The organism is Gelidibacter algens, from assembly GCF_001678675.1.
Lineage (GTDB): Bacteria > Bacteroidota > Bacteroidia > Flavobacteriales > Flavobacteriaceae > Gelidibacter > Gelidibacter algens.
Genome location: NZ_LZRN01000016.1, coordinates 35135 through 48150 on the forward strand (window position 1 = coordinate 35135; position 13016 = coordinate 48150).

A 13016-nucleotide genomic window follows, 5' to 3' on the forward strand; every position below is an offset into this window, starting at 1 on the left:
TAAATAACTACAATGTCAATAATGAATCTATACGACAGAAAAACAATCACAATTGCTAAAGCACTTGTCATCGCAAGTGTTGTGCTTGGGCATATTTTGGAAGCTATGCTTTTAGATGGTAATCGTAGTGGTTTTGTCAGCGGATCTTACAATTCCATATATTTGGTGCACATGCCTTTCTATTTTATACTCAGTGGTTGGCTATTTAAGGGCGCACAACCAAAGCTTAAGTATCTCATTAAAAAGAGTAAACATCTGTTAGTACCCTATGCTGCTTGGTTAATTATATTTAACATTCCTGCCATAGCGGGTTTTATTTTTAATTTAAGCCAAGGAAATATGGTGGGAGAAAAGTTGGTTTTTTACCAACAACACTTTTTGTCACAGCTTTATGGTGGTATGGCAGTGAGCGGGATTCAAATGATACTATGGTTCCCCATGTGTCTTTTTTTTACGCAACAACTAGCAAATTATATTTTGGACAAGTTTGAAAAACACGTAACTGTTATCACATCAATTACTGCATTATTTTATACGCTTGCTTACGTGAATCAATATTTTTTTCCAGAGTTTCATTTACCATTAGCCATAAACGTCGTCTGCGGGGCCTTACCTTTATTTTTGCTTGGGTATTATATTAAAAAGTATCCTATAAAAATGAGTTTTTTCTGGGGGTTGATTGTTTTCTGTCTAGTAATTTGTGTGTCACTCTTTATTTATAGCTATCCATTAACTTATCATATGCGGGGTGCAAATTATGGGATTCCAATTATATCTATCTTGGCAGCTCTTGGTGGTTTCTTTACTGTGTTACTAATTAGTAACTATCTGTCGCGGAGTAAATACGTGTATAGTGTTTCACAACCTCTTGGCAAAGCATCTATGACTATTATGTACTTGCACGCCCTGATTCTTGTGCAAATCAGAACATTGGATGTTTATAATGTATTCTGGTTATTAATTGCTGGTATATTGATACCCACTTCGATTCATTTAGCCATGGGTCGCGTAAGCATACTTTCAAAATTATTTCTCGGTGAAGATAAAAATGAATAATTGGTTAGAGAATGTGCAATTAATAAGTAAATTTTAATTGAACATCAAAATATTAAAGCTATTAATATAAAGAAAAATTACAAGATCAAAAATAAGTATGTTATTCTTTAATATTCCAACGAAAATAACATTGGTAAGAGAAACACGAATAGTTTTTACAAAAAGTACATCTTTTAAGGGATAGTTAGGCAAACTGTGATGATATATGTCAAACATAGCTCAATTTAAATTCTTTAATACGTTCTCTTTTAAACAACGTAATAGGTGAAATTATTAATTGCTCTGTGTCGTTATAACAACTTATGCTTTTAATAATATCCACTTGTAGAAACTTAATTATTTGAAAACAATATTAGCGATCATTTATTGTAAACCAAATTGTTTCCTGAAAAATCAAATTAAATGATATCAGTAATAATACCAAATTATAATAAGGCGAGATATATTAGTCAAACACTGGACTCTGTTATAGAACAAACTTACGATGAATGGGAAGTAATTGTTGTAGATGATCAGTCTACTGACGGGTCGTGGGAACTTATTTTGAGTTATGCAAATAAATATCGCAACATAATTGCTCTTAAACCTGAACGCAAATTGTTTGGTTCAGGTTGCAGAAACTATGGAATAGAACATGCCAAAGGAGATTATGTTTTGTTTTTAGATTCTGATGATGTTTTGGATAAAAAATGTTTACAAAATAGGATAGATTATTTTGACAGCTACAAAGATGCTGACTTTATAGTTTTTGTTACTGGAACATTTTTCAATTTAATTGGTGATAGCAAAAGTGTATGGCGTCCCAAAGACTCGAATTTCTTGAGAGATTTTCTGGAACACAAACTTCCATGGAATATAATGTCTGTGTTATGGAAAAAAAAGACACTGTTGAGGCTGGATGGTTTTGATGAAGATTATATGAGACTTCAGGATGTAGAGTTGCATACCAGAGCTTTATTATTGGATGACGTAAAATTTGAAGTGCTGTCAAATTTACAACCAGATTGCTTCTACAGAATTGATGAGAGTAGAAAGAATAACGATATTATCACAACAATTAATAATCAGGTACAAGGTGTAACTACTTACATAAATAAAATTTCTGAGATATTAAAGAATAGATCACAATTTAAATATTTGAAGAGTACGTTATTTTCAATAATTACTTATTTAAATTATTGCTACGTTAGTAAACAAATAAATCCCAAAGATCATGGAGATTTCATTCGTGACCTAGTGGAGTTAAACAGACAAAGACTTAATTTAAATCTATTTGAACTGAAATTTTTTAGAGATTTATATAGTTCTATATAAAAAAGGTTTATATAGGATAAAGGGCTTTAATTATGCATCAAATTTGTTATTCAAAATAATAAAATAGCAGCATTTGTTTATTCTGAAAAAGTTCTTGTTTTTTAATATTATCAAATAAATGAAAAAAAATAGCTCTATTAACAAATGGTGTCTTCCCCTTTGTAGTTGGAGGAATGCAAAAACACTCTTATGCTTTGGCTAAAAATTTTGCTAATAGTAAAATTAACGTTGATGTCTATCATTTTAGAAAGGAAGAAAATAAAACTATTGCTTTAAATCAGTATTTCTCAGATGAAGAGTTAAGAAGAATTAATTTTATAGAGATTACATTTCCTGTATTCAGACATTTTATAGGTCATTATATTTATGCATCCTTTTGTTATTCAAAAGCATTATATGAAAATGTAATTAATAAAGATTACGATTGCATATATGCCCAAGGTTTTACGTCATGGTATTTCTTAAAAAGAGAAGCATCTCTAAAAGTCAAATTAATTACAAATTTACACGGCTTAGAAATGTACCAGCCTTCTATAAATTTGAAGAATAAATTGGAACAATGCTTACTTAAAATACCTGCTAAAAAAATCATACAAAATTCTAAAGCAAACATTTCTTTAGGAGGCAAACTGACCTCTATTTTATATACTAATGGCGCACCCGAAAATTCGGTTATTGAGTTACCAAATGGCATAGATGACTCCTGGATTATAGATGAAAATGCAATTGCCGCCCTTAATCAAGAGGGATTAAAATTTCTATTCGTTGGAAGATATGAACGCAGAAAAGGTATAGAAGAATTACTCGAAGTCATTGAGCGTACAATTAGTAATGAGAATTACGAAATTTCTTTTATTGGACCAATTCCAAAAAACAAGCAAATTGACCATCCACGAGTTATGTTTAAAGGTTTAATTGCTGATGTCGATTTGCTGAAGAATGAATTCTTGAATGCTGATATCTTAGTTTGTCCTAGCTATTCAGAAGGTATGCCTACAGTCATTTTGGAAGCTATGGCATCTGGTTGTGCCATCATTGCAACTAACGTTGGCGCTGTTAGTACAATGGTAGATGATCAAAATGGTTGGCTAATTGAAGGTGATATTAAAATTGGGTTAGACCGTGTAATAACCGAGGCGCTACATTTAGATGAAAAGGAATTACGAGATAAAAAGTTGGTTTCAATAAACCGGGTTTCTGAGAAATTTACGTGGGAGCGGGTTATCAAGCAGACCATAGAGGCAATCTATCATATTAAATATTAATATTGACTCGCTTTTTTTAAAGTGTTTTGATCCATAAATAGTCCGATCTTTGACACCTGGTATGTAATTTAAGTATGGATTGAAAATAAAATTAACAGTCTTCGAAATTTAGTTCCCAGTGAATTTCGAGTTAATAAGTTGTGATAAAAGGGAGTTAACATCAACTTAAAATAAATCAACTTCATTGATTAAATTGTGATCTATCTGAAGTAAAATTCATAATTATTTGAAAGAATAAAACAAAATAAGAAATGAATATATTAATTGTCATAGGGACACGTCCAAACTTTATTAAAGTCACCCAATTTAAAAAAGTCATTGATCAGCACTATCCCCATATTAACTTAAAGATTGTACATACAGGACAACATTATGATGAAAAGATGGCGAACATATTTTTTGATCAATTCGAGTTGCGGCCGGATTATTTTTTAAATATTTCTCCAGATACCCCAATCAAGCAGATGGCTGATATCATGGGTTTGTTAGAAGAATTGGTAAAGAATACTTTTAATCCAGACTTGATGATTGTTCCTGGGGACGTTAATTCCACACTGGCTGCAGCTTTGGTAGCTAATAAAAATGGAATTAAATTAGCGCATCTTGAAAGTGGGTTGCGTTCTTTAGATAGAACTATGCCAGAAGAATGGAACAGAATTTTAGTAGATGAAATGGCGGACTATTATTTTGTCACGGAAAAAAGTGGAATTGAGTATCTCAATCAAGAAAACAAAAAAGGTAAAATATTCTTTGTAGGTAATACAATGATTGATACTATGGTTGGTTTTGAGAAACAAATACAAAGTAGCGATATACTTGTTCGCTTAAACATTAACATTGATTTTGTGTTACTTACATTGCACCGCCCATCAAATGTTGATAGTAAAGAAGGTATAAAAACTATGATCAGTCTGTTAAGCTATTTAAATAAAAAAACAAAGGTAGTGTTCCCTATTCATCCACGCACAAGAGCTAGAATTACATCTTTTGGTTACGACGAAGAGTTTAGTAAACTTGAAAATATTATTCTTACAGAACCTTTAGGTTATTTTGACTTTCAAAAACTGATTGCAACATCCAAAATGGTATTAACCGATAGTGGTGGTATTCAAGAGGAAACTACGTTTAGAGGTATACCGTGCTTAACATTGCGTGAAAACACAGAACGTCCAATTACCATTGATGAGGGAACTAATACATTAGTGCCTTTCGAATTTGATGCACTACAGAAATATATAGATCAAATATTAGAAGGGACTTACAAAACTGGTAAAATTCCAGAATTATGGGATGGAAAAGCAACTGAGCGTATTTTAAAACATATTACAGAGATTTAATGATATACCTAACCTTTGGTGATATATACAGTGGTATATTTCAATCCCAAGTGATTGACGTTTTAAAATATATTAACAAAACCAATACTGTTAATACCAAGCTTATTTCCTTCGTCCCTTACCCTATATATAAAGAACAAAGACAACTAATTAAATCACAATATCCCAACTCTCAAATCTTGCCGATGATACCTAGTAGAAATCATTGGGTGATTTTCTATAGTTTTTTAATTGTATGTTTCAGTTTCTTCTCAATACTAAATCAAAAAGTGGTGTGTCGTAACATTTGGTCTACTAATATTGGATTGCTTTTGAGGAAATTAAAAATTTTAAAATGGGTGTGTTGCGATGGTAGAGGCGCTGTTTTTGCAGAATGGCAGGAATATTTAATAACTAATACGGATGTTGATTTAAATATCATATATAAGGCTGAAAAAAATGCAGTTAGAAAAGCTGATTACAGAATGGCAGTTTCCACAGCCCTTGTTAATTATTGGGAGATGACTTATCAATATAAATTAATCTCAGAATCATTTTCAGTAATACCGTGTACCATAGCAGAATCTTTTGAAATATTTATAAACGACGAGACTCGACTGGTATCCAGACAACAATTAGGCTATACATCTGAGGATACTGTTATAGTTTTTAGTGGTGGTATTGATAAATGGCAATCTCCTGAATTGTTGGGCGAGGTAATGGAGAACCTCAAAAAAAACAATAAAAATATTAAATTTTTATTTTTGGCAAAACCTGAAATAATTAATCATCCTGCAATTTCTCCTTTTAAAGCCTTAGTCAAAGCTTTTTGGGTTAAGCCTGATGAAGTTAAGGACTATCTCATAGTAGGAGACTTTGGACTTTTAATTAGAGAAAAATCAGTAACGAACAGAGTCGCTGCCCCAACTAAATTCGGAGAATATTTGGCATGTGGTTTAGAGGTTGTCATTACAGAGGCTCTGGGTGACTATACTTCTTTTGTTAAAGAACACAACTGCGGCATAATATATAATGGCGATGTTCTTGCTTTGAACAAAACATCAACTAGAACTGAAATGTATAATCTTGCAATTAACAACTTCTCAAAACGTAATTTTTCTAAAGAGTATGGAAAAATATATAATTAAAAAAGAACGTATTTACTTCTATTCAAAATAGTTCAAATAATTATGCAATTTATGAAATGCTAAAATGAAAAAGATACTATTTATAACAGATATTGGTTTGCCGTGGGGAGGAAGTGAAGAATTATGGAGTAAAAGCGCAACCATTTTGAAAAATGAAGGTTTTAATATTCAAGCTTCAGTAGGATGGTATGGACAAGTTCATCCTAAAATGCAAAACATGATTGATATAGGCATTAAAGTCCATTTTAGAAAAAATAAAGTTAGAAATTTATTACATAAGGCATATGGCGTTACGCAAAATGGTCTTCTAAAATATGTTAAAGCTGAAGCAATAAAGCACATTGATAAGATAAAACCTGATTTTATTGTTTTCTCTCAATCTCACATTTTCAGCGCCTGGGAATATATGCGCTATGCCAAAAAAAACGATATTCGCTATTGCGTCATAACGCAATTAAACTCTGAATTGTCTTGGGCAAATGATACTAATTACAAACAAATTCGTCAAGCATTTGTTGGTGCTGAAAGTTGTTTTTTTGTGTCAAAAGGTAATCTGGAATTATTAGAAACTCAATTAGCGTTTAAATTATCAAATGCAGAAGTTATTTCAAATCCATTTAATATGGATTCTGTAAAAGATATTCAGTGGCCAAAAATGGATACCTTGAATTTTGCATATGTAGGAAGGCTTGATTTTACACATAAAGGCATAGATATTTTACTAAAATCTTTTGCAACTGAATCATGGAAAAAAAGGGAATTTTTGCTAAACATTTATGGATCTGGCAATATCGAATTAACGAAAGAACTTGTTAATCATCTGGATTTATCAGAAAAGGTAATCTTTCACGGACATGTAAATAACATACATGAAATTTGGAAAAAAAATCATATTCTCGCATTGGCTTCGCGCTATGAGGGCATGCCTTTAGTTTTAATTGAAGCGATGTTTTGCAAGAGAACAGCAATTGTAACAGATGTTGCGGGTCATGGCGAATTAATATCTGATGGGGTAAACGGTTTCGTGGTGGCCGCTGCTCAAAACAAACTATTTGCACAAAAATTAGAAGTTGTTTGGGCAAATAAACATAGGTTGGAAGACTATGGTAAGGCTGCCCTTAGTACTATCAAAAAGTCGATTGAAGAATTGCCAGAGAAGAAATTCTCTGAGTTGATAAAAAATACTTGGTAGAAGTAATCATTCACCAATTGCAATATCCGTTATTAACTTGGTCCAAAAATTAAAAACAAATATGTTTAGTAAGAGCATAGATATTGTTGTCCCCACATACAACAGACCCAATGAAATAAAGAAATTCATTTATGAAATTCAGAAACAAACGTATTTAAACTACAAGGTTTATATCATAGACGATTGTGGTTCTGAAGATATAAAGTCATTAATTCCGAAAAATGATGCTCATTTCGCCTATGAACGACTAAAAGAAAACTCAGGGCAGGCTTATGCTCGTAATTACGCATCGACTTTAGGCGAAGGTGATATCATTATTTTTATGGATGATGATGCCTATTTTATTCAAGACAATAGTTTAGATCTTGTGCTTGAATACTTTGAAGAAAATGAGGATGTAGGGTTTACCATGTTTAACATCAAAGAACCAAATAGAGATTGGCTTAGTAAGAGGAAAAATTTAAACGATTTTCAAGAAATAGGAGGATTTATTGCTTGTGGTTGTGCTTTTAGACGCAGCACTTTCTTAAATTCCCCTGGGTTTTCAAAAGAATTTCATTCCTATGCCGAAGAAACAGATATCTCCATGCAATTGATTAAGAATTCCGAAAAATTGGTGTTCGCGTCTCGCGTTAAAGTATTTCATAATTACAATCCCACGGAGAGAACTCAAGCTTGGCTTAAAAGATTTAAATATAATACAGTTAGAAATGACCTAGCCATAGTATTAACAAGATACCCGACAATCTATGTGATCCCAAACTATATAGGAAAGATCATTTCTCACTTGGTCTTTACACTTAAATTTGAAAAACATAAACGACTCAATTTTGCTTGCATCTTTAAGGGCGCTTTTGCGAGCTTTTATTTATCGCGTAAATTAAAGCGAGATCCTCTGACTATGAAACAGTATGACTATTGGAAATCTCGTAGGATTTGAGTAAGTTCTTAAATATATTTTTAGAATTTAAACTAACTATATTGTGGCTCTTAATTATCACAATAGGGGGTATGTTTGGTGGATTTATCATTGCAAGTGTGTTATGCATGCCGATATTGATATCTGATAAGCCTCTATTCAAAATCGAAACATTATTTGGGCTCTTTATTGTTATATTCTTTTTAGGTGACAATTTTGAAGGTGTCTTTAGTTTTACTCAAAACCTGAGATTTGTAATTTTGGCTATTAGTTTATTCGTACTATTAAAATTTGAGCTTTTTCAGTCTAACGTCGCAAAATTTATTTTGCCGTTCAGTATTGTGATAACATTGATTACCATTGCCGTTTCTCCATTAGGAATTCAGGCTGCCTCAAGAGGTTTAAGCTATTTTTTAGTGGCTTTAGTAATGTTTAAATCTGTCCAATTATTAGTAGCGCATGATGCGAAGCGTTTTTATGATCTTATTATTACGGTATTACTCCTCTATTTTAGTGTGACGCTGTTATTGTTATTTGTTCCTTTTCTCGGTGACGTCTATATTAATGAGCGTTTTAATGGCTTGATGGGTAATCCTAACGGACTGGGCTTTGTGGCCATGTTTTCGTATGCTGTTATTGACATCATCAGAAGAAAAAATCAAACCTCCTTTAGTCCTCATTTTTTTACAGCATTTAAAATAGTACTTATTGGTTTGGTAATACTGACGGCTTCGCGTACAGCATTATTTAGCGTTTTAATCTATGAAATCACCTTAAGACTTTTAAAGTACAAATTTCTTTTAGCGGTAGTGCTTTTAGCTATGATTTATATATATGGAATTAGTGCTACCTTAAGTACGGAGGCCATCGTGGAGTCTCTTGGTTTATCTGAGTATTTAAGAATAGATAGTTTAGATGATGCTAGTGGGCGTACAGAGGTATGGGCTGTAGCTCTAGATGAAATACAAAATCAACCCTGGTTCGGTAAAGGGATGCTCTATGATAATTATTTTATAAATGATTTTGCTGATCGCTATATAGGGGAACCAAGAGCAAGGCATTGGTATGGCATTTGGAATTCTTATTTGAGTCTTTTGCTAAATGTTGGTATTATTGGCCTACTAGGGTTTGCTTTTTTTTGGTATAAAATGTATGCCTTAAGTCAAATGAGAATTGTTAGAGTAGCATTTTTAATGATGTGTTTGTTTTCAGCAGTTTCAGAATCTTGGATGGCAGCCTCAATGAATGCCTATATGCCCATGGTTTTTTTATGCTGGGCCTTACAGATTTATAACCCCAAACCTCGTGAAATAAGTTTATGAATATTTTAGTTTTGTATACACGATTGACAGGATATTGGCTGGCCTGCATGAGAAAAGACCATGAGCTAAATGCTAATATTTACTTAGTTTTTAGAACACCACCTAGTAAAGATGCGCCTTTTACAATAGAAAGCGAAGCAGGAATTGAAATATGCGATTACAGTCCTGAGCGCATGAATGAAATACAAACTCAGATATCAAACTTTCAACCTAAGGTGGTATATATATCAGGTTGGTCCAATAAAAATTATTTAAGGATTGCTAAATTTTATAAAGCTAAAGGATTACCTGTAGTTACAGGTATGGACAACCAATGGCTGGGGAGTTTAAAACAGCGCGTGGCTTCTGTTTTTAGTTTTTGGTTTATAAGTCGCCATGTTTCACATATTTGGGTGCCCGGAAAACCTCAGTATTATTATGCTCGCAAACTCGGGTTTAAACCGCAGCATATTCTTTCTGGTTTGTATTGTGCAGATGAGTCTCTATTTAAAAATATAGCACAGCATGAACATGTAAAACAATTAATTTTTGTAGGTCGGATTGTTGATCATAAAGGAGTTAAGGAGTTGTTTGAAGTTATTGAAGAATTGATTTCATCCAATCAATTTAGATTGAAGTTGCATATTATTGGAAGTGGCCCTTTAGAACATCTAATACCCAAACACAAAAATATCAAACACACGTCATTTGTAGCCCCAGATAAATTACCTCAGTTATTAAGCAATGCGGGGACTTTTATATTACCCAGTCTTTATGAAGCTTGGGGTGTTGTGGTGCATGAGGCTGCATTGTCTGGGCTACCAATAATAACAACATATCAATGTGGAGCAGGAACAGATTTGGTGATTGATCATTTTAATGGTTTTAAATATGATGCAACTAACAAAGTGGATTTAAAAACGATTTTATTAAAAGTTACGGAACAAAGTGCGGATGATTATTTTAAAATGTCTGCCAACAGTAAGTTTTTGGGGTCTAAGATTAATTTAATCAATTGGTCAGCTCAAATAAATACTTTGAAAAACTATAATTAAAGTGAAGGCGATTTTAAATATTAAATTAAAAAGCTTTAATAGTTGATAGTGAGTAGAGTGAAAGGAAATAGAAAAAAAGTATTAATTGTCATCGATTGGTTCCTGCCAGGGACTATGTCAGGTGGCCCCGTGAGATCGTATGCCAATTTAATTGAGCACCTTACGGATGAGTTCGAGTTTTTAGTGGTTACACGAGATTCTGATTTTGGATCGGACCGACCTTATGATACCGTTATTTCAAATACCTGGACGGAGTTTAATGACTATACCAAAGTATTTTATTTATCCAATGACAACGTTAAAAGAGAATTTTTAAAGGAGTTATTTCAAAATACAGAATTTGATATTGCTTATATTAATGGTATTTATAGTTGGTATTTTTCAATACTACCAATTATCCTATTAAAACCATTAGGGAAAGCAATAATTGTATCAGCACGAGGGATGTTAAATCCGCAAGCCTTTTCCGTAAAAGGCTTTAAAAAGAAGTCGTTTTTGAAAATTGCAAGTGTTTTCAAACTATACAATAATGTAAGTTTTCATGCCACCAATGCCGATGAGGCAAGTTTTATAAAATCTATTATTGGTGATAAAACTTTGGTGCAGATTGCACCCAATTTGCCAAGGAAACTAAGACCTAGTTTTCAACAAAGAACTCAGAAGCAAAACCCTGTTAGTTTTATTAATTTGGCAAGAGTATCTGTTGAAAAGGGAACTTTAATAATGCTAAAGACCCTTAGCAATATAGAACAACCATTAAAATTGGATCTCTATGGCCCCATTCACGATGAAGTTTATTGGACGCAATGTCAAACTGTAATATCCCAATTACCAAAACATATCAATGTGACCTATAAAGGTGTTTTGCCGAGTGAAAAAATACCAGAGACCTTGACTGATTATGATTTTTTTGTTTTGCTTTCAGAAGGCGAAAATTTCGGTCACGCTATTATTGAGGCTCTTTCTAGTGGGCTCCCTGTTTTAATATCAGATAAAACACCTTGGAAAGCGTTAGAATCTAAATTGATAGGCTGGGATGTTGATATTAAAAACCAATACGATATTATTAAAGCATTTAATGAGGCCATTAAAATGTCTGAAATCGAATATTCAAAATGTTCTAAAGCAGCATTTGAGTATGCTGAAGCATTTATTGATAACCCAGAAGTTCTAAAACAAAATAAAGCCTTATTTTTGAACGCTTAAAAACATAACATGATCCTAGCTTGCTGGCAGTTTTATCAGTTAAGGGAATGATCCCTGGAGAACTTCATCTGCATACCGACAGGCAGGCGTAACAATTAGAAAAAACAATTAAAAAACATATGAAACGCATTTTAATTACAGGAGGCGCAGGATTTGTAGGCTCGCATTTGTGTGAACGTCTACTCAAGGAGGGCAATGAAGTCATTTGCTTGGACAATTATTTTACAGGCTCGAAAAAGAATATTGAGCATTTGATGGATAACCACTATTTTGAATTAGTGCGGCATGATGTGATCAATCCGTATATGATTGAAGTGGATGAGATTTATAATATGGCCTGTCCCGCATCCCCAGTCCATTACCAATACAACCCGATAAAGACAATCAAGACCTCGGTCATGGGTGCCATCAATATGCTGGGACTTGCAAAACGTGTCAAGGCTAAAATATTACAGGCTTCCACCAGCGAAGTTTATGGGGATCCTGCGGTTCACCCACAACCAGAAACCTATTGGGGCAATGTCAACCCTATTGGTTTACGCTCCTGCTATGATGAGGGCAAACGCTGTGCGGAAACCTTGTTTATGGATTACCATATTCAAAATGATGTCAAAATTAAGATCATTCGCATCTTTAATACCTATGGGCCAAACATGAATCCAGGCGATGGTCGTGTGGTTTCTAATTTTATCGTACAAGCTTTAAAAGGTGAGGACATTACTATTTTTGGTGACGGTACGCAAACCCGAAGTTTTCAATATGTCGATGATTTAGTGGAAGGGACTATCCGGATGATGAACAGTAGGGATGGCTTTGTAGGTCCTGTCAATATTGGGAATCCTAGCGAGTTTACCATGCTGGAACTGGCCAATAAAGTGATTGAACTCACCAATTCCAAATCAAAATTAGTGTATCTGCCGTTACCACAAGATGATCCCTTACAACGCAAACCTGTCATCGATTTAGCGAAAAAGGAACTCAACGGATGGGAGCCGAAAGTACAATTGGAGGAAGGATTGACAACGACGATTGGGTATTTTGATAGGTTGCTTCGGACGACTGATTAAATAGGAATTAAGCATGCCCTTCCGTAGCTATGGCGAAGGCGGGTATCAAGAATCAAGAATCAAGTATTAAGATTTGAGAATCAGGAATTGATCTTGGCCGTTCTTAGCCTTAATGGACCTGCCTGACAGCGGATAGGGGCGGGTGTTACGTATTAAGCTTAATGTGGTGAGATCCTG

At 33.5% G+C, this 13016-nt stretch carries 11 protein-coding genes; all 11 read left to right on the forward strand.

What is annotated here, in order from left to right:
* Positions 1-21 precede the first annotated feature (21 nt).
* Complete coding sequence (locus tag A9996_RS09460; RefSeq protein WP_066433703.1) at positions 22-1056, forward strand: acyltransferase family protein; 1035 nt, start codon at positions 22-24, stop codon at positions 1054-1056.
* Between the two features lie 402 nt (positions 1057-1458).
* Positions 1459-2370 carry a glycosyltransferase family 2 protein gene (locus A9996_RS09465; protein ID WP_066433705.1) on the forward strand — a complete coding sequence of 304 codons (912 nt, stop codon included), beginning with the start codon at positions 1459-1461 and terminating at the stop codon, positions 2368-2370.
* Positions 2371-2543: 173 nt separating this feature from the next.
* Entirely contained in the window at positions 2544-3635 is a 1092-nt protein-coding gene (locus A9996_RS09470) for a glycosyltransferase family 4 protein (RefSeq protein ID WP_083993905.1), read from the forward strand.
* Positions 3636-3886: 251 nt separating this feature from the next.
* The gene (gene wecB, locus A9996_RS09475; protein ID WP_066433710.1) at positions 3887-4972 is read left to right on the forward strand and encodes a non-hydrolyzing UDP-N-acetylglucosamine 2-epimerase; all 1086 of its coding nucleotides are present in this window, start codon (positions 3887-3889) and stop codon (positions 4970-4972) included.
* Positions 4972-6099, forward strand: coding sequence for a glycosyltransferase family protein (locus tag A9996_RS09480; RefSeq protein ID WP_066433713.1), 1128 nt, complete (start codon positions 4972-4974; stop codon positions 6097-6099). Before wecB ends, A9996_RS09480 begins: the two co-directional genes overlap by 1 nt.
* 64 nt (positions 6100-6163) lie before the next feature.
* Positions 6164-7291, forward strand: a complete 1128-nt coding sequence (locus tag A9996_RS09485) for a glycosyltransferase (RefSeq protein ID WP_066433715.1) — start codon at positions 6164-6166, stop codon at positions 7289-7291.
* Positions 7292-7352: 61 nt separating this feature from the next.
* The gene (locus A9996_RS09490) at positions 7353-8231 is read left to right on the forward strand and encodes a glycosyltransferase family 2 protein (RefSeq protein ID WP_146608946.1); all 879 of its coding nucleotides are present in this window, start codon (positions 7353-7355) and stop codon (positions 8229-8231) included.
* On the forward strand, positions 8228-9532 hold the full coding sequence (locus A9996_RS09495) for an O-antigen ligase family protein (protein WP_146608947.1): 1305 nt from the start codon (positions 8228-8230) through the stop codon (positions 9530-9532). Before A9996_RS09490 ends, A9996_RS09495 begins: the two co-directional genes overlap by 4 nt.
* Positions 9529-10566: a glycosyltransferase gene (locus A9996_RS09500; protein ID WP_066433722.1), complete on the forward strand. Its 1038-nt coding sequence runs from the start codon at positions 9529-9531 to the stop codon at positions 10564-10566. The genes A9996_RS09495 and A9996_RS09500 overlap by 4 nt, the downstream gene beginning before the upstream one ends.
* Positions 10567-10614: 48 nt before the next feature.
* Positions 10615-11772 (forward strand): glycosyltransferase, encoded by a 1158-nt coding sequence (locus A9996_RS09505; protein WP_146608948.1) that lies wholly within the window; start codon positions 10615-10617, stop codon positions 11770-11772.
* A gap of 119 nt (positions 11773-11891) precedes the next feature.
* Entirely contained in the window at positions 11892-12839 is a 948-nt protein-coding gene (locus tag A9996_RS09510) for a UDP-glucuronic acid decarboxylase family protein (RefSeq protein WP_066433735.1), read from the forward strand.
* Positions 12840-13016 lie beyond the last annotated feature (177 nt).

Bases quoted from the DNA above. Each gene is read 5' to 3' on its own strand.
- A9996_RS09460 (WP_066433703.1), top strand. From the start codon at position 22: ATGAATCTATACGACAGAAAAACAATCACAATTGCTAAAGCACTTGTC.
- A9996_RS09465 (WP_066433705.1), top strand. From the start codon at position 1,459: ATGATATCAGTAATAATACCAAATTATAATAAGGCGAGATATATTAGT.
- A9996_RS09470 (WP_083993905.1), top strand. From the start codon at position 2,544: ATGCAAAAACACTCTTATGCTTTGGCTAAAAATTTTGCTAATAGTAAA.
- wecB (WP_066433710.1), top strand. From the start codon at position 3,887: ATGAATATATTAATTGTCATAGGGACACGTCCAAACTTTATTAAAGTC.
- A9996_RS09480 (WP_066433713.1), top strand. From the start codon at position 4,972: ATGATATACCTAACCTTTGGTGATATATACAGTGGTATATTTCAATCC.
- A9996_RS09485 (WP_066433715.1), top strand. From the start codon at position 6,164: ATGAAAAAGATACTATTTATAACAGATATTGGTTTGCCGTGGGGAGGA.
- A9996_RS09490 (WP_146608946.1), top strand. From the start codon at position 7,353: ATGTTTAGTAAGAGCATAGATATTGTTGTCCCCACATACAACAGACCC.
- A9996_RS09500 (WP_066433722.1), top strand. From the start codon at position 9,529: ATGAATATTTTAGTTTTGTATACACGATTGACAGGATATTGGCTGGCC.
- A9996_RS09510 (WP_066433735.1), top strand. From the start codon at position 11,892: ATGAAACGCATTTTAATTACAGGAGGCGCAGGATTTGTAGGCTCGCAT.